Genomic DNA, 16,873 nt, shown 5'->3' on the forward strand with positions numbered 1-16,873 from the left:
GTAGTCTCTACTGCGTGTAAACGCGGAGCTACCTAATCATGGAAAAAAACGTAGGCGGATTCGATCGTACCTGGCGGCTCGTTGGCGGCGCGCTCCTGGCGGTCATCGGTGTAGCCGCGCTGGTCGGTGTCATCTCGATTGGCACCCTTCTCCCGGCCCTGCTGGTCGTCCTCGGTGTCGTGTTTTTCGCCACCGGCGTCGTCCAGAAGTGCGTCCTCAACCGGCTGGTGGGACTCGACACCTACCGCGGTGAAGAGGCAGAGACCGACCGGATGGACGAGATATCCGCGGACCGGCCGAGCTAACCGTCGACTCGAGCAGCCGATCGGTCGAAATCGGTCGACGACAACTCTTTTGTGTGTGACTCTCACGCTGAATCGTCTTTCAAGCAATCGCTACGATAGATTTTTAACCACTAGGTCATACCACCTAGTTGTATGAGCGAATTCGAGCAATTCAGTCAGGTCGGCGAAGCAGATGTAACGCGCGCAATCGGACAGGAGTGGACCGAGGAGTTCATGGACTTCTCGGACTCGGACGTCATCATCGTCGGCGGCGGCCCATCGGGGCTGACTGCCGCGAAGGAACTCTCCGAGCGCGGTGTCCAGACGATGGTCGTCGAGAAGAACAACTACCTCGGCGGCGGCTTCTGGCTCGGCGGCTTCCTGATGAACAAGGTGACGGTACGCGACCCCGCCCAGGGGATCCTCGAGGACCTCGAGGTGGATTACAAGCAGGCACAGGACAGCGAAGGGCTGTACGTCGCGAACGGGCCCGAGGCCTGTTCGGGCCTGATCAAGGCCGCCTGCGACGCGGGCGCGAAGATGCAGAACATGACCGAGTTCACCGATATCGTTATTCGCGAGGACCACAAGGTCTCGGGGATCGTGATGAACTGGACGCCAGTCCACGCCCTGCCCCGCGAGATCACCTGCGTCGATCCGATCGCCGTCGAGGCCGATCTGGTCATCGACGCGACCGGCCACGACGCGATGGCTGTCAAGAAACTCGACGAGCGCGGCGTCCTCGACGCGCCCGGCATCGCCGACGCGAAGGAGTCGGCGACCGGGATGGACCAGACCGGCGACGACAGCTACGGCGCGCCCGGCCACGACTCACCCGGCCACGACTCGATGTGGGTCGGCAAAAGCGAGGACGCCGTCGTCGAACATACTGGCCTCGTCCACGACGGCCTCATCGCCACCGGGATGGCCACCGCGACGACCTACGGTCTCCCACGGATGGGTCCGACCTTCGGTGCCATGCTCGTCTCGGGCAAGCGCGCCGCCCAGGTCGCGCTCGACGAACTCGAGGTCGATGCAGACCCCGTCGAACTGACCTCGCGGGCCGCACCAGCCGACGACTAACCACACACCCCAGATGGTCGACCGAGTCATCTGCTATCGCGCCCCGACGACGGTCGCCGACGCCGACGCGATCGCCGACTGGCTTGCCGCGCGGATCGATGCCGACGTGAACGTCTGCGACCGCTTCCTCGAGGTCCACCGCACGGACGACCTTGCGGAACGGTTCGCCGAGGCGCGAGTCACCTCGCCGTACGACCGCGAGACGGGCAACACGATGCTCGGGACGATCCGGTACGAGGAGCGCGCCCTCGAGCATCCCGAGCGCGAAGGCGGGGTCCTCTACGACGGGGTCCAAATTCAGCGCGCACTCAATGCCGCACTCCCCGCCGACGAGCGGGGGCTCGAGACGCTGCACGTCCCGCTCCTCGATCGGGCGATCGGAACCTGGGGCGACCACGACGGCCGCTGGCACAAGCGCGTGACCGTCCTCGGCCAGCCGGCGCTGGTGTCGGTCCCCGGCCTCTACGAGGCCCCCGCAAAGCCCGAGGCGTACTACAAGGAAAAACAGCGCCACGCCCTGCTGTCGGGTGATGCACCACCGCGGGAGGTCCTCGAGAACCAGGTCGAAGGCGACTTTCTGGTCGAAGACGACCCGCGGACGACCGACGCGCTGTGTGGGTACGTTCTGGGAGCGTACCACTACCTCGAGACCGGCGAGGCGTTTTGCGATCGGGAGGGCTGCCGGCTGTTCAACGCCCACTACCACGAGGACCTGATCGACGCCCAGTTGCGCGAGCCCGCCTTCTGCAGCGAGCACGCGCGGCAGTACGCGGACTGAGACGGACGGCTGTCGGTCGTCCGACGCTTCCGCGATCGGTGCGTATTTTCGTCGCAGTCACGTTCGAAATCCCACGATGAACGAGGAGTTTACCGTCGACATTCCGGTTCGGTATCGCGACCTCGATCCGCTGGGTCACGTCAACAACGCCGTCTACGTGAGCTATCTCGAGACTGCCCGTGTCGACTATCTGGAAGCCGTAGCCGATATCGCGGCCGAAGACATCTCGTTCGTCATTGCGAACCTCGAGATCGACTACGAGCGGCCGATCACGAAGGGGGACGATCCCACGGTCGCGCTCTGGATAGCCGAACTCGGCGAGACCAGTTGTACGATGGACTACGAGATCCGGGCCGACGGAACGGTCGCGGCGACCGCCGAAACGACGATGGTCCACGTCGATCCCGACACGGGGCGGGCGACGCCGTTGCCCGACGAGCTTCGAGCGCGGATGCAACCGTCAGAAAACGTCGGTCCGTCGGCGTAAGTGGCTCGCGTGACGAGCCGATAGATAAGTATCGGTTCGGTTACTCGAGTCGACCACCGGTTAGCCGGACGACGCCGAAGACGTGCGTTTCGTCCGCGATGGCGACCGCCCGCTCGCGGAGTCGAGTATGTGCGGCGTCGATCTTTTCCTCGAGGCGTCGCTGGGGATCAGTCTCGTAGCGAAGCCGCGTCGTCGGCGGCGTCGAGAGGACGACGATCGCCCGGAAGACGGCATTGACCGGCGGCGCATACCATTCCTGGCTCGGGGCGGCGTTGGCAAGTACGACGGTGCCGCCGGGGCCGACGAGGTCACACCAGTCGTCGACCGCGCCGGCCGGGTCGTCGAGCATCCCCACGACGAACGTCGCGAGGACGGCGTCGATTTCGCCGTCGATCGCAGCCGGCGCGTCGGACCCGAGCGGTGGTTGCGTCGCGTCCCCTTGCAGGACGTGGACGTTGTCGTACTCCGCAGTCGCCCTCCGCGCCCGCTCGAGGACGGGCCGGGTGAAATCGATCCCGATCACAGTTCCCTCGGGGCCGACCCGCTCGCGGAGATAGGGGAGATTTGCTCCCGTGCCACAGCCCATCTCGACGACGGTATCGCCGGGCTCGAGCCGACAGGCGGCGGCCGCTCGCCGGCGGAGCCGCGCGATCCCGGGCGTTCGCCGCGCGATCAGATCGTAGAGCCGTGCCCAGCGGCCGTAGAACGCCTGTGATTCCGTCGCCATCGTGGCTTCAGACCAGCGACCGGATCGTGTCCGCGACCGACTCCGCGTCGGAGCCGAGCACGTAGATCAGTGGTTCGATCCCCATCCCACCGGTCTGGTAGAGCACCGTCGCCGCGGGTTCGTCCTCGATCGCCGCGCCGACGCTCGAGGCGACGTCGTCGGATTCGTCGAATTCGGCCGCGACGTGGCCCTGTGCGGCCAGTTCGTCGATCAGTTCCGGATCGTAGGTGATGTTGATCCCCGCCGCGACGTCGGCACCGTGGCGACGCGCGGAGAGCAACACGCGGGCGACGTGCTCGGAAACACCGAACTCGGGGTCCGCGGGGACGGTCGCCCGCCCTTTCACGTCGAAAATTCGGCCCGGCACGCCAGCCACGTCGTCGACGTCGTCGGCGTCGGGCGTGCAGGCGACGAGGTTCGACCCAACCGCAGGGATGAGCGCGGTAAAGCCGCCCGCCGTCTCGAGGATACGCAGTCCGCGCCGGAGCGACGAGAGGACCCGCTCGCTGGTCCGCAGGTCGCTTTCAGGATCGTGCACACGGAAGCCCGATCCGTGATCGGCCAGTTCGGGGACGGCCTCCTCGTGGAGCTGGGCCAGCAGGTCCCCGCCGGCCTCGAGTTCACGAATTAGCACCTCGAGTTCGATCAGTGCCTGCACCGGAGAGATTTCGCCAGCGGCCAGGCCCGTTCCGAGTTGCTCGACGAGATCCTGGACGCGGTCGTCGGTGGCGATGCGATCGTTGACGGTCACGTCGCCGTGGGCGTACTTCGAGACGGCGCTCTGGCTGATGCCGAGTACCTCGGCAACCTCGCTCTGAGTGAATCCCCGATCGCGAAGATCGCCGGCTAGCAGCGACCGAACGGTCGGGAGGAACTCGTCCACGACGATTTCTTCGACGAATTGCATTCGTTGCTCGAGAGTACGGGCGGCTGACGTGAGAAGTTGTTGGTCCGCTGGGGAGCTAGAGTAGCGGCACGAGCATCGCCGCGAACTCGTAGTCGAAGATGTGGTTGAGCATCGCGTAGGTCACGACGCCGAGGACGAGACTCAGAATCCACGCGCCGGCGGCGATCCGGCCGACTCTGGCGTGGGCCGTGTGCCGGAGTTCGGCAGGCGTGTGACTCAGTCCGAGCACCAGCGCGTAGAGGACGACCGGTACCGAGACGATCGAGAGGATGATGTGGATCGCCAGCATGACGAGGTACGCGTAGTAGACGCCCTGCGGGCCGACGAACTCCTTCGTGCCGCCGCCGCCGACCTTGAGCAGATAGACGACCAGGAATCCGAGGATCAACACGAAGCCACTGACCATCGCCAGGCGGTGTTTCTCGACCTCGCCCGTGCGGATCCAGTACCAGCCCAGCGTCAGCACTACCGTCGCGGTCGTGTTGATGACCGCGATCACGTGAGAGAGGAGATTGACCTGTGCGTTCGTCAGGTCGGGATAGATCGGCACGTCCAGTAGGAACGTTCCGAGCACCAGCGTGTAGCCGACGATCGTCAGGAGGATCGTGACGCCCATCGGCTGCTCCCGGAGTCGCCGTCTCGCATCAGCGGTTGCCATTATCGGACGTTGGGAGCACCGCCGTATCATGCTTGCTGTTCGCTGCGAGACCAGTCCGGATCGACGGTGGTGCAGCTCTCGCCTCTCGAGTCGCCGTCGCAGACGCCGTCACCACCGACGACACACGTCTTCGGAGCCCCCACCCCGGTCGCCGGCAGGCGACAGCGCCCTGGTGTCAGACGGTTTGCTATCACTGGGTGCCGGCGCACCCACTGAGAGGAGTCCGTATCAGTCTGCGGATTCGGTCGACCTCTCGAGCGTGACCGCTCCATCGTGGCCGACGGTAACCCAGTAGCCACAGAACGGAAACGAGACCGTCCCGCCCGGTCTTGGCGCGCCGGTCGGCCGCTCGGCAAAGAGCGCGTCGAGCGCTGCTGGATCGACGACCGCGTGAAGCGATTCGTACTGCGGCGGAGCGAGTTCGACTGACTGAACGCCCTCCGCGTCGGCAACTGTTTCGATCACCGCCTGACTCGGTGGTTTTGCTGACTGTCCGTCGCTACTATCGCCACCCTCCACCATGGTATTTGGCCCTTTCAAACCCGGTGGAATAAAAACTGTTATTCGTGATTCCGACCGCGTCACTGGCCTCGAGATCGGCGGTCATAGCCACGTGTCCGGCGTCTTCGCGGCGATTCGACTACAGGGGAGTGGCAACGAGAACCGCCGTCTGGTCCCCCAGCCGGCGGCTGATCATTCGATATGGATTGCCGGTTTTCCCGGTCGCGCTTTCGCCGCCAGTTCGTCGGCGGCGTCCGCCCGGCGGACGGTGACGGTCGCCCCGAACTCGTCGGTGACGAGCCAGGTCGCCTGCTCGAGCACCTCGAGTTCGTGGGCCGGGTCGAGTAGTTGGCCGGACTCCGCACCGCCCTCGCGACCGTGCAACTGGCCGACGAACGTACCCACGGTCTCGCGGTCGGCCGTGACATCGTCAGCCGCGAGCACCTGCTCGATGATGGCGTCGGTATCGACGGCGTCCGCCTCGTCGACCAGTTCGGCGGCCCGGTATTTCCACTCGCGAGCACAGACCAGTTCGATCCGTTCGGGCTCGTCGATCGCCGCGACGTCGACGATGTCCCGGACGTCCTCGAGGGTTCGGTCGACCAGCTGGCGCTCGAGTTGGTAGGCCGACCGCTCGCCCGTTGGCTCGGGCCAGTCGGCTTCGACGACCAGGCCGTCACCCCGGAGTTTGTTCCAGAGTTCTTCCCCGAGGTGGGGGGCCATCGGGGCGACCAGCGCGGCCAGCGTCAGGAGGCCACGTCTGTAGATCTCGTCGTGTGGCCGGTCGTACGCACGGTAGCGCCGAAGCAGGCGCGCGAGTTCCTGGATCTCGGTGGCGGCCCGATGGAACCGGAACCGCTCGTACTCCTCGGTGACGGCGGCGATCGTCCGGTCGATCTCCCGGTCGACGTACGCGTCGTGATCGCGGCGTTCGACGCGGGTGTCACCCTCGTCGACGAAGTCGGTCGCCATTCCGTAGAGCGTCTGCTGGAGGTCGTAGGCACCGCGGACGTTGTTGGCCGTCCACTCGAAGTCCTGTTCGGGGTGGGCCGCCGAGAGGACGAACAGCCGCGTCGTCTCCGCGCCGTACTCCTGGGGTGCGACGACGTTGCCCTTCGAACTGGACATCTTCTCGCCGTCGTATAGCACCGTCCCCTGACTCCGAAGTTCCTCGATCGGCTCCCGGTGCTCGAGCAGCCCTAGATCGGCCAGCGCTTTGGTGAAAAAGCGCGTATAGAGCAGGTGGAGGATGGCGTGTTCTTCGCCGCCGACGTAGACATCAACGGGAAGCCACTCGTTTGCGATGTCAGTATCGAACGGCGCGTCCGCCAGTTCGGGCGAGAGAAAGCGCAGGAAGTACCACGAGGAGTCGACGAAGGTATCCATCGTGTCCGTCTCGCGCTCGGCCGAGCCGCCACACTCCGGACACGTGGTCGCCTTCCACTCCTCGGCGGCGTCGAGCGGATTCCCCGTGGTCCGGACGAACTCGGGGAGTTCGACCGGGAGCTCTTCCTCGGGCACGAGGACCGGCCCGCAGTCGTCACAGTGGACGACCGGGATCGGCGTCCCCCAGTAGCGCTGCCGGGAGATCAGCCAGTCGCGTAGCCGGTAGGTGACGTCGTCTTCGAGCGCATCGTGGTCGGCGACGAGTCGCTCACGCGCCGTCTCGCTGTCGAGGCCGTCGTACTCGCCGCTGTTCTCGAGGATCCCCTCGCCGGTGTAGGGTCCCGTTTCGTCGCGTTCACTGTCGTTACCGTCGCCTTCGGGGACGATCACGTGCTCGATCGGCAGGTCGTGTGCAATCGCGAACTCGTGGTCACGCTCGTTGTGGCCGGGGACGCCCATTACGGCCCCGGTGCCGACGTCCTCCAAGACGTAGCCGGCGACGTAGACGGGGAGTTCGTCGCCGGTCAGCGGGTGGGTCGCGGTCGCGTCGGTTTCGATGCCCGAAAAGCCGACCTCGTCGGGATCTTGCTCGCGGACGTCTTCGACGTAGTCGGCCACGTCCTCGTCGGTCTCGGCCAGCGTCCGCGCCAGGTCGTGGCCAGGCGAGACCGCGAGGTAGGTCGCACCGTGGATCGTCTCCGGACGGGTGCTGAAGACGTCGACGGGCTCGGTGTCGGTACCGCCCCCGTCGGCGTCGTGGGACAGCTCGAACGTGATCCGTGCGCCCTCTTGACGGCCGATCCAGTTGCGCTGGATCTCGCGGACGCCGTCGGGCCAGCCCTCGAGGTCGTCGAGGCCCTCGTATAACTCTTCGGCGTAGTCGGTGATGGTGAAGAACCACTGGTCGAGTTCCCGGCGGCCGACGGGGGTCTCACAGCGCCAGCAGACGCGGGTGCCGTCACGTTCTTCGACCTGTGCGTCGGCAAGCACCGTCTCACAGTCGGGACACCAGTTGACCGTCGCCGCCTCGTAGTCGACGAGTCCGTCTTCGTAGAACCGCTCGAACAGCCACTGGTTCCACCGGTAGTAGTCGGGCTCGCAGGTAGTGATCTCCCGGGACCAGTCGTAGCCAAAGCCCATCGTCTCGAGTTCCTCGCGCATACGCCGGATACAGGCCTGGGTCCAGGACTCGGGGTCGGTCTTGCGTTCGAACGCGGCGTTCTCGGCGGGAAGGCCGAAGGCGTCCCACCCCATCGGGTGGAGCACGTCGTCGCCCTGCATTCGCCGGTATCGCGCGTAGGCGTCCGTGATCGCGTAGTTGCGGACGTGCCCCATGTGGAGCGTCCCCGACGTGTAGGGGAACATCCCGAGGACGTAGGTCGGATCCTCGGCGTCATCGTCGAGCGCGTAGACGTCGTCGCGCTCCCAGACGTACTGCCAGAACTCCTGTACCTGCGCGTGATCGTAATGGCTCGTCATTATCGGGAGATCCGTTGGGTGTCACTCGGTGGGCCGGCTATATCATTGTTCGGCCACGTGTGACAGTCTCGGCGAGCGGTCCGGCCGGTGTCGACGACTCGGCTGCCCGCTTCCACCCGGGTCGACAGCGGGCAGCGAATCCAGTGTGTGGGTGCTGTGGGCTGACATTAACAAAACGGATGGCGCTGCTTCACTCGAGTCGTCTGAATGTCCCGCTCCCGCGACGATCGCCTGTCGACGGTCGCGCTGTTCGTCACCATCGCGGTCGTGTTGCTCGTGTTCGGCGCGCTCGCAGTCGTGTTCGCACCGGCGTTGACGGCCGACGAGCCGACGCCGTCCGCGGTCGACTCGAACGAGCCAAACGCGACAAGCGAGGGTCACGAGCGCGTCGATGAGTCTGAGTCGACGGCGACCAGGAGCGAGTCGACCGGCGACGACGCCGATAGCGGTTCCGACGGTGCCCCCGGCGACGGTCCACCAGTCGATGCCGGTGATGCTGCCGACGATGGCCTCGAGATCGTCGACCGGACGCTCGAGGACGCCGGCGTCACCGACGACGACTCGGACGAGCGCGAGCGGGGGCCGCCCGACGACGCAGGCCCACCGGACGGTGTCGGACCTCCGGACGACGCCGGACCACCTGACGATGCAGGGCCGCCGGGCGATGCAGGTCCGTTCGACGGGTGATACGGTCTGCGGTCCCGAGTGACCGGCACACCCGCAGGACGGGTCGCGGGCCCGCCGGCACCCACTGACAGGAGTCCGTATGAGACGGTCGGTACGAGCGTTCCGCACAGCATTCCGAACCGATCGCGTCTCGTGACACTCACCGAACGAGACTAACGGGACGCCCTTGAACCGTGGTATCGTAGCTCGTCGCATGACCTCGACTGCACTCGTCACCGGCTGTTCGTCGGGTATCGGCTACGAAACGGCCCGCGCGCTGCTTGCTGATGGCTGGCACGTCTACGCGACCGCGCGAGACCGCGATCGGGACGGCCTCGAGAACCTGGCCGATCGCGGTGCCGAGCTCGCGGCGCTCGATCTGACTGCGCCTGCGGACATCGAGCGTGTCGTCGGTCGCGTCCGCGACGAAGCCGGCGGCGTCGACTGTCTGGTCAACAACGCGGGCTACGGCCAGTTCGGCCCGGTCGAAGACGTGCCGACGGACCGACTCGAGCGCCAGTTCGCCGTCCACTGTTTCGGCCCGCATCGACTGATGCAGGCGGTGCTGCCGGGCATGCGCGAGCGCGGTCGCGGTCGGATCGTCAACGTCACCAGCGCTGCGGATCGGCTCGCGCTGGCCGGTATCGGCGGCTATACGGCCTCGAAATGGGCGCTTGCGAGTCTGAGCGACGCGCTCCGACAGGAACTGGTCGGCTCGGACGTCGAGGTCGTCGTCGTTCAGCCTGGCCTCGTCGCGACCCCGTTTTACGATCGCGCCGTCCGTGAACTTGACGCGGCGGCCGCGGCCGCGCGATCACCGGTCCAGGCCGACGGTGACGCGACGACCGTGGCCGCGGACGACGAGGTGACCGTCGTCAGACCGACACAGTATACCGATCTCTACCGGGTCCTCCAGCAAGTTCGTGCCGTCGAGGGTGGCGGGCGCCTCGTCAACGATCCCGAAGACGTCGCCGAGACGATTTTGACGGCCGCGACGGTTCCGGATCCCGATACACACTATCGCGTCGGTCCGCTGCCGCTCCTCGGATCGCTGTACGGCACGCTCGTGCCGGCCGCGCTACGGGATCAACTCACGAAACTCGGGGTTCGGCTGGTTGCGAGCGAACCCGTTCTCGAGTTGCTCGAGCGACGGACGCCCGAGACGGGGGCCGAGCCGTATCCACGGCGGTGATCACGTTCGCGCGGCCGTCCCAGTCGGAACCTCGCGGCCGCCGGTGTAGGCGATGTGCGCCGACAGCCCTGCGGCAATCAGGCCGGACACGACGTTACTCCAGATCAGTCCAGTGGAAGCGGCCCCGAGGCCGCTCATCGCGAACTCGCCGCCGAGGGCCCACTGGGAGATGAAGATCCACAGCGCCAGCAGGGCGACGAGCGACATCACGCCGGTGCTGGTGGCGTAGCCGTTGGTGAGCCGGTAGTAGTTGTAGCCAGCCAGCAGGAAGATCGCACCGCCGACCAGCAGGTTGTTCCACAGCAGAGACGCCGCCGGCCCGTAGACGAACGGCGAGACGGCGATCCACAGCCCGATCAGAGAGACGAATCCACTCAGCCATTTCTCCCCGTCCGAACCACGCTGACGGGTGGTCGATTCACCGGTCGTCGGGTCGTTGGTCGTGGACTCGCTCATAGTCGGTGCTACCGCGAGAACGCTGAAAAAGCGTGTCGACCGTTCCAGTCTGCCCGCGAGAATCCGGCCGAGCACTCGGTTCACCCGAATTCCCTAATTCCCGATGAGGGACTTCCAAATACGTATTATACCCGTCCAATCAGTGACTGGCGACGGCAACCGGGATTCGGTAATCACGTTTTACGCCACCCAGGTTCGATCGGGGACCCGATAGCGGCCGACAGTCGCTGCAGACCCGCTCGCACGACGGCTGTGCAACGGTCGGCGACCCGTGTCAGCTGCCACTCTCACAATCTCGATCGGGTGTGCGGTGACTGGCAGTGGCTACGATCGGTTGCCGAGCGATACCCTCTCCTGACGTGGGTTCCAACAGACACTTCTATGCCTTCTCTGTCAGATTATGCATGGGTGCTTCGGACCTGGCTGATCCGGATGGGATCTCGCCGCTTGCGTGGCGACTCCTCAGAGTCGCGGCCGGATACGAGCAGCGAGCGGTCGAACGGGAGATAGACGAACTCATGCAGGCGCACGTCTCGATGCTCGAGAGCGGGAACCGATCGCTGTCTCGAGCGCGTCGAATGACACTGCTCGAACTCTACGCGACGGAACTCACCGACGAGCAGATCCGGGCGATCGTCGACCACTTCTAGTGGCTCGTTCCCAAATAGAAGGGCTTAAGAACAATAATGATAATTCCCGCCTGTATCAATGATACACGGACTGTTGGGTGGTTCACACAGGCGATTAGTACAATTTCTCCTTGCAGGGATTGGGATGGTGGCGATCGCAGCAGCACCCACGCCGGCCGGTCTGTCGGTCGCGGGCCAGTACGCGATCGCGACCATGTTCTTTGCTGGCTTCCTCTGGGTGACGGGCACGCTCCCGCTGGCGGTCACCGCGCTGACGATTCCGGTCTTGCTGACTGGAACCGGCATCTACGACTCCATGGACACCGCACTTGCGGGGTTCGCGGACCATATCGTCTTCCTGTTCCTCGCGGGCTTTATGCTTGCGAACGGTATTCAGAAGTACGATATCGATCGGCGGATCGCGCTGTATACCATCGCCAAGATGGGCAGCTCGCCGCGTCGACTGGTGCTCGCGATCATGATCGTGACCGCCGTCCTGTCGATGTGGGTCTCCAACACTGCAACGGCCGCGATGATGACACCTATCGCAGTCGGCATCCTTACCCAGGTGCTCGACCGTGACGACCTCGCGTCGTCGCAGGAGTCGGCGGCCGACGCCGACGTGGCTGACGCCGACGCGGTCCCTGATGGCGGCGCCGTCGGCTCGACGGCCGACTTCACGAACATCCAGATCTCGATGCTGCTGGGGACCGCCTATGCCGCGAGCGTCGGCGGCGTCGGAACGATCATCGGCACGCCGCCGAACGCGATCCTCGTCGGCCAGCTCAACGCCATTCTCGACTACGAGATCGGCTTTGCCGACTGGTTCCTCGTCGGCTTCCCGATCGTCGTCGTGACGCTCCCGCTGATCTGGTTCCTCCTGACGTACGTCCTCTACCCACCGGAGATTCCACAGGTCGACCAGGCGCGATCGATCGCCCGCGAGCAACTCGAGGCGGAAGGCGAGCTCGACCCGCGGGGCAAACGCGTAGCGATGATCTTCGCCGCGACAGCTGGCCTCTGGATGCTCGGTGGCCTCGGCGAGCTCTTCGAGCCGTACCTCTCGAGTACCTGGATGACGACGCTGTTCGGCGGCGAGGACATGACGGTCTTCGGCGTCGAAGGGCACCAGGGCCTGCTCTACTACGTGATGGTCGGCGTCGCTGCAGTGCCGGCGCTCGTCCTGGCCGACACGATGGAGTGGGACGAACTGGTCGACATCGACTGGGGGACGCTGTTGCTGTTCGGGGGCGGCATCTCGCTTGCGAACGCGCTGGCGGACACGGGCGCGACGGAGTGGATCGCCGAGACGGTGTTCGGCAACCTCGTCGGCGCACCCATCGTGCTCGTCATCGGCGCGGTCGTCCTGCTGGTCATCTTCCTCACCGAGATGACGTCGAACTCCGCGACGACCAGCATCATCGTTCCGATCCTGATCAGTCTGGGCAGCGTCTTCTCGGCGACGCTCGGACTGACCGACTTCTCGACCGCACTCTTCCTCTCGGTCTCCGGGGCGATCGCCGCGAGCTTCGCGTTCGCGCTTCCGGTTGCGACGCCGCCCAACGCTATCGTGTTCGGTAGCGGCTATATCAAACAGCGTCACATGCTCCGGACGGGACTCATCCTGAACGCCATCATGACGGCTGTCCTGACGGGAATTATCTGGCTGCTGTTTACGTTCGTCTGGCCACATCTGCTGTGGTGACAGCCGACTGACGTTCGCATAGCTGGTTTCGGCTGGCTCGAGGTGGGCTCGAGCAGCGACCGTCGTTTCGTTCTCTTCTCAGCGGACAACTGTCGGCCTCGGTCAGGGCTCGCTTCGGTTGCCGTTGTGCGAAACCGGCTGGCGGTACGCCGGTCGATCTCCTCGAGGGACAGACACTCGCTCGCCTGGCGGGAGTTCGACCAGGGTGGCCGACGCTCGACACCTGTCAGCGGTAGCGACAACGGATCGGTACAGTCGGGCAACGCGATCGCTCCGAACAGCTATTGTGTCGGAATACGTATGCTAGCACACATGAACCGTCGAACGCTCCTCACGGCGACAGGGGGTCTGTCGACGTTGTTCGTAACGGGCTGTCTGGGTGGGAGCGGTCCGGTTGGCGAAGCGACCACCGACGTGTCGATGGTCGGCGAGCAGTTCGATCCGCGGAACGTCCACGCCGACACGGATGCGACGATCACCTGGATCAACGAGGACGAGACGCGCCACACGGTCACGGCAGCCTCGGACAACTGGGAGAAAGACAGCGAGGTCCCCGGCGGCGCAGAGACGACCCACACGTTCGGGGAAAGTGGGGTGTACAACGTGTATTGTGCCGTCCACGGCGACGCCGACCTTTCGGGGATGAGTATGAAGGTGAGCATCGGTGATGCCACCATCGAGAACCCACTCGGCGATGACAGCGGCTCTGATGGGGGTGGCTATTACTGAAAGGGGACTCCAACTTCTCCGAACGGCTCACTGCTTTCGTATCTGCGTTCCACTCACGAACTGAGCGACGGTCGTGACTCGAGAGCGAGCACACCGGAGAGCAGATGTCTGATACGGACTGCTGTCAGTATTGCTGGTGCAACCGTGACCGTGCTTCGGGTGCACCGGTAAATCGGGACAGCAGACCGTATGAAACGCACCGTACGAGCGTCGGTATCCGACGGCTCAGAACGCCATCGCGTCCACGAGGACCGCGACCAACACGGCCCCGAGGAACGCGTTCGAGGCGTGGAACGAGCGAAACGCGGCAGCCTCGGTCTGTTCGAAGTGCAGGCGAACGGCGGCCCAGAGGAAGATCCCGCCGAAGAGGACGACCGTCACGGCGTACAGCATGCCGAGGTCGGTGATCCAGGTCAGCGCGATCGCGCTCGCGAGCGTCGCGGCGATGTAGTAGAGGATGTGCTTTCGGGTGACGGTCTCTCCACGAACGACCGGCATCATCGGGAAGCCACCGCGGGCGTAGTCGTCCTTGTAGGCCAGCGCGAGGTTGTAGAAGTGTGCCGGCGTCCAGAGGAAGATCAGACCCGCGAGTGCGAGCCCCGGCATGCCGATCTCGTTGGTGACCGCAGCCCAGCCGATGAGCGCGGGGAGCGCCCCCGCAGCGCCGCCGATGACCGTGTTCTGGACCGTGTTCGGCTTGAGCATCAGCGTATAGACGACGCTGTAAAACAGGATCGCGGCGAGTCCGAGCGCCGCGGCCAGTCGGTTGATCGTCAGGAACAGGGCGAGCGACGCGACGGTCAACGCGAGTCCGAACGCGAGCGCGTTCCGAACCGGAATCAGATCGACCGCGAGCGGCCGTTCTGCCGTCCGCGACATCTGCTGGTCGACGTCACGCTCGAGGACGTGATTGAACGTGCCGCTCGCGCCGATCGCTAAGACGCCGCCGCCGAGCGTCGCGAGGACAGTCGACAGCTCGAGGCCGGGGCCAGCAGCCAGCGCCATGCCGGCGGCAGCGACCAGACAGAGCAGCCACATCAGCCGCGGTTTCGTCATTCGGAAGTACGCGATCGCAGTGAGTCGGGCGCGAGCGAGGCGACTCGTCGGCAGCGTGCGTCCGGACGCGGTCGGGACGTCCTCTTCGAGTTCTTCGAGCGGCGTCGGTGAGTCGATGGCGTCGTCGTCGCTGCCGGTCGCGAGCTCTAGGTCCCAGGCGAGCGCGAGGACGACCGCCGAGAAGATCACGAGCCCGAGTGCGAGGTGGAGCCCGGGGACGATCGCAGCAGGACCGACCGTCGCGGTGAGGGCACCCACGCCGATCTGGACGACATAGAGGAGTGCCCCAACGACGAGTATCGACTGGACACGGCTCGAGACGTTGCCGAGGACCGCAGCGATCGCCGTCGTGGCGACGAGCAGGCCGACGACGGCGGCCGTCAGCCGGTGGGCCCACGCGATCGCGAGTTCGGTCTGGCTCAGCGGATCGACCGGCGCGTGACAGGTCGGCCACGTCGAACACGCCGCGGTCGCGTTCGTCAGGGAGGTCGTCGCGCCGACGATCAACAGCAGGTAGACGCCCAGCGCGGTCGCTGCGAGCAGTGCTGAAAAGCGTCGTCGCGTACCGATCGGACGGGGAAACGACTCTGTTGCCACGGCTAGTATCGTCTACACCCTTCGACTCCGTATATTTAGGGCTCCCGCTTTTGCCGCTTTCATCCGGCCCCCTCGTGTTCCGACTAGTTTTTTCCGCTTTCAGCCGATCGGCTCGTGATACAACCGTGAGCCCATCCGGCAAGTGAGTCGACGCCGAGGCGGCGACACCGGTCGCTGTGGTCGTCGTCCGACGCTACATTCCCATGTCTGCAGCCGCGTCCGGAATCGGGAGGTCGTGCGGTGAGACGCCCAGCAACTCGCCGGCGTGGTCGAGTGCCATATCGAACCCATAGTAGCGCTCGAGTTCGTCGCCATCGGCCGCCGGCCGCACTTTCAACATCGCGTACCCCTCGCGGTTCTGTGCGATCGCTGCCGTGGTGCCCGTGTCGCGCTCGAACGAGAGGAGCCGCTCCGTCTCGGTTTCCTCGTAGGTGGCCGTGATGCCGTTCGCGTCGGCCGTCCGATCGTCGGTCATGCGGAGAACTCACGAGGCGACAACCGGATATCTGTCGGTTTCACTGCGGAGAGTCCGTCTCGGGAGTCGGGTCACGATCGCCACTGGCAGGCATACATCGACACCGATTTTTCGGTTGCCTTCGAGGCTCGCCTCGTGAGCCGTTCCGAGTCACAGACAGCCCGCCGACCGCTCGCGGCGTTCGAACTGACGCGAACGGTCACGTTGCAGTGGCTCGCCGTCTCGGCTGTCGGCTTTTTCGGCTTCGCGTACGTGTTCGGCCACGCCCTCGCCTGGATTCGTGGCACCTCACTCGAGCCGATCGTGATCGCGCCCTCGTCACCGCCGACCGTCCTTGGCTGGCTCGCCGTCTCCGTCGGGCTGCTCGTCTGCGTCGTCGTCCCCCACGAACTGCTCCACGGTGTGTTTCTGGCACGCTATGGCGATAGCCCCGACTACGGGATCGGCGTCTCCCATTTCGTCCTCCCGTACGCCTACGCCGGGACCAGCGGTACACACTACACCCGCAATCAGTTACTCGTCGCCCTGCTCGCTCCGTTCGTGGTGCTCACAGCCGTCGGCGTCGCCGTGATGGTCGTCGTCCCGACACCGCTTTTGATCGTTCCACTGGCGGCGAACGCGGCCGGCTCGATCGGCGACCTCTGGATGGCTGCCGTTCTCTGGCAGTACCCCGCCGACGTTCGCGTGGGCGACCCACCCGGTGACGTTCGCGGCTTCGGCATCTACGGCGCACGCAGCCGGACACTCAGCCGACGGCCGGGCATGCCACTGCTCGCACGGTTTCTGGCCGGCAGCGTCGGTACCCTCGCCATGTTCGGACTCTACGCCGTGGGTGCCGTGCTGTTCTCGCTTGCCGTCGGCTCCGGCGACGTCGTCCTCGGCGATCCAGAGTCGGGATGGCTGTTGTTTCGTCACTATCGTCTGCCCGACGGCACCGCGCTGGTCGAACTCGGCGACCGCGCTCTACTCTCCGTCGCCGCCCTCGGTGGGCTCGCATGGACGGTCGTCGCGACCGCCCACCGCTGGCTCGCAGCGGACTAAGAAACCGTAACGCTCGAGCCCCTACTACGCTGAAACC

At 65.4% G+C, this 16,873-nt stretch carries 18 protein-coding genes; 10 read left to right on the forward strand and 8 right to left on the reverse strand.

Going from position 1 to position 16,873, the window contains the following annotated elements:
• The first annotated feature begins 38 nt into the window (after positions 1-38).
• From ACFR99_RS10360 to ACFR99_RS10375, 4 genes are all read left to right on the forward strand, one after another.
• Positions 39-305 carry a YgaP family membrane protein gene (locus ACFR99_RS10360; protein WP_390286989.1) on the forward strand — a complete coding sequence of 89 codons (267 nt, stop codon included), beginning with the start codon at positions 39-41 and terminating at the stop codon, positions 303-305.
• Positions 306-437: 132 nt separating this feature from the next.
• The gene (locus ACFR99_RS10365; RefSeq protein WP_390286991.1) at positions 438-1,367 is read left to right on the forward strand and encodes a sulfide-dependent adenosine diphosphate thiazole synthase; all 930 of its coding nucleotides are present in this window, start codon (positions 438-440) and stop codon (positions 1,365-1,367) included.
• Positions 1,368-1,380: 13 nt separating this feature from the next.
• Positions 1,381-2,145: a DUF7001 family protein gene (locus ACFR99_RS10370; protein ID WP_390286993.1), complete on the forward strand. Its 765-nt coding sequence runs from the start codon at positions 1,381-1,383 to the stop codon at positions 2,143-2,145.
• Between the two features lie 76 nt (positions 2,146-2,221).
• Positions 2,222-2,632 (forward strand): acyl-CoA thioesterase, encoded by a 411-nt coding sequence (locus ACFR99_RS10375; protein WP_390286995.1) that lies wholly within the window; start codon positions 2,222-2,224, stop codon positions 2,630-2,632.
• Positions 2,633-2,672: 40 nt separating this feature from the next.
• Here the strand turns inward: ACFR99_RS10375 and ACFR99_RS10380 are convergent, their stop codons facing one another.
• The 5 genes from ACFR99_RS10380 to leuS form a co-directional block, all read right to left on the reverse strand.
• Positions 2,673-3,359: a class I SAM-dependent methyltransferase gene (locus tag ACFR99_RS10380; protein WP_390286997.1), complete on the reverse strand. Its 687-nt coding sequence runs from the start codon at positions 3,357-3,359 to the stop codon at positions 2,673-2,675.
• A gap of 7 nt (positions 3,360-3,366) precedes the next feature.
• A complete protein-coding gene (locus ACFR99_RS10385; RefSeq protein WP_390286999.1) occupies positions 3,367-4,266 on the reverse strand; it encodes a thiamine-phosphate synthase family protein in 900 nt (299 codons plus the stop codon).
• A 55-nt stretch (positions 4,267-4,321) separates the two neighbouring features.
• Positions 4,322-4,924 (reverse strand): DUF420 domain-containing protein, encoded by a 603-nt coding sequence (locus ACFR99_RS10390; RefSeq protein WP_390287001.1) that lies wholly within the window; start codon positions 4,922-4,924, stop codon positions 4,322-4,324.
• 228 nt (positions 4,925-5,152) lie between these two features.
• The gene (locus ACFR99_RS10395) at positions 5,153-5,446 is read right to left on the reverse strand and encodes a HalOD1 output domain-containing protein (RefSeq protein ID WP_390287003.1); all 294 of its coding nucleotides are present in this window, start codon (positions 5,444-5,446) and stop codon (positions 5,153-5,155) included.
• A 171-nt stretch (positions 5,447-5,617) separates the two neighbouring features.
• Positions 5,618-8,290 (reverse strand): leucine--tRNA ligase, encoded by a 2,673-nt coding sequence (gene leuS / locus ACFR99_RS10400; protein ID WP_390287005.1) that lies wholly within the window; start codon positions 8,288-8,290, stop codon positions 5,618-5,620.
• A 207-nt stretch (positions 8,291-8,497) separates the two neighbouring features.
• On the opposite strand from leuS, the gene ACFR99_RS10405 reads away from it, so the two are divergent.
• Entirely contained in the window at positions 8,498-8,977 is a 480-nt protein-coding gene (locus tag ACFR99_RS10405) for a hypothetical protein (RefSeq protein WP_390287007.1), read from the forward strand.
• A gap of 193 nt (positions 8,978-9,170) precedes the next feature.
• Positions 9,171-10,148: an SDR family oxidoreductase gene (locus tag ACFR99_RS10410; protein ID WP_390287009.1), complete on the forward strand. Its 978-nt coding sequence runs from the start codon at positions 9,171-9,173 to the stop codon at positions 10,146-10,148.
• Here the strand turns inward: ACFR99_RS10410 and ACFR99_RS10415 are convergent, their stop codons facing one another.
• Positions 10,149-10,604 carry an SPW repeat protein gene (locus ACFR99_RS10415; RefSeq protein ID WP_390287011.1) on the reverse strand — a complete coding sequence of 152 codons (456 nt, stop codon included), beginning with the start codon at positions 10,602-10,604 and terminating at the stop codon, positions 10,149-10,151. It abuts the gene before it with no gap.
• Positions 10,605-11,008: 404 nt separating this feature from the next.
• On the opposite strand from ACFR99_RS10415, the gene ACFR99_RS10420 reads away from it, so the two are divergent.
• From ACFR99_RS10420 to ACFR99_RS10430, 3 genes are all read left to right on the forward strand, one after another.
• Complete coding sequence (locus ACFR99_RS10420) at positions 11,009-11,254, forward strand: hypothetical protein (RefSeq protein ID WP_390287013.1); 246 nt, start codon at positions 11,009-11,011, stop codon at positions 11,252-11,254.
• 58 nt (positions 11,255-11,312) lie between these two features.
• Positions 11,313-12,938 (forward strand): SLC13 family permease, encoded by a 1,626-nt coding sequence (locus ACFR99_RS10425; RefSeq protein ID WP_390287015.1) that lies wholly within the window; start codon positions 11,313-11,315, stop codon positions 12,936-12,938.
• 312 nt (positions 12,939-13,250) lie between these two features.
• Positions 13,251-13,667, forward strand: coding sequence for a cupredoxin domain-containing protein (locus tag ACFR99_RS10430; RefSeq protein WP_390287017.1), 417 nt, complete (start codon positions 13,251-13,253; stop codon positions 13,665-13,667).
• A gap of 225 nt (positions 13,668-13,892) precedes the next feature.
• Here the strand turns inward: ACFR99_RS10430 and ACFR99_RS10435 are convergent, their stop codons facing one another.
• Both ACFR99_RS10435 and ACFR99_RS10440 read right to left on the reverse strand, forming a co-directional pair.
• The gene (locus ACFR99_RS10435) at positions 13,893-15,320 is read right to left on the reverse strand and encodes a heme o synthase (RefSeq protein WP_390287019.1); all 1,428 of its coding nucleotides are present in this window, start codon (positions 15,318-15,320) and stop codon (positions 13,893-13,895) included.
• A 193-nt stretch (positions 15,321-15,513) separates the two neighbouring features.
• Positions 15,514-15,795 carry a DUF7111 family protein gene (locus ACFR99_RS10440; protein ID WP_390287021.1) on the reverse strand — a complete coding sequence of 94 codons (282 nt, stop codon included), beginning with the start codon at positions 15,793-15,795 and terminating at the stop codon, positions 15,514-15,516.
• 135 nt (positions 15,796-15,930) lie between these two features.
• Here ACFR99_RS10440 and ACFR99_RS10445 point away from each other — a divergent pair, with 135 nt between their 5' ends.
• Entirely contained in the window at positions 15,931-16,836 is a 906-nt protein-coding gene (locus ACFR99_RS10445) for a DUF3267 domain-containing protein (RefSeq protein WP_390287023.1), read from the forward strand.
• Positions 16,837-16,873 lie beyond the last annotated feature (37 nt).

Source organism: Haloarchaeobius amylolyticus, assembly GCF_042678045.1.
Taxonomy (GTDB): Archaea; Halobacteriota; Halobacteria; order Halobacteriales; family Natrialbaceae; genus Natrinema; species Natrinema amylolyticus_A.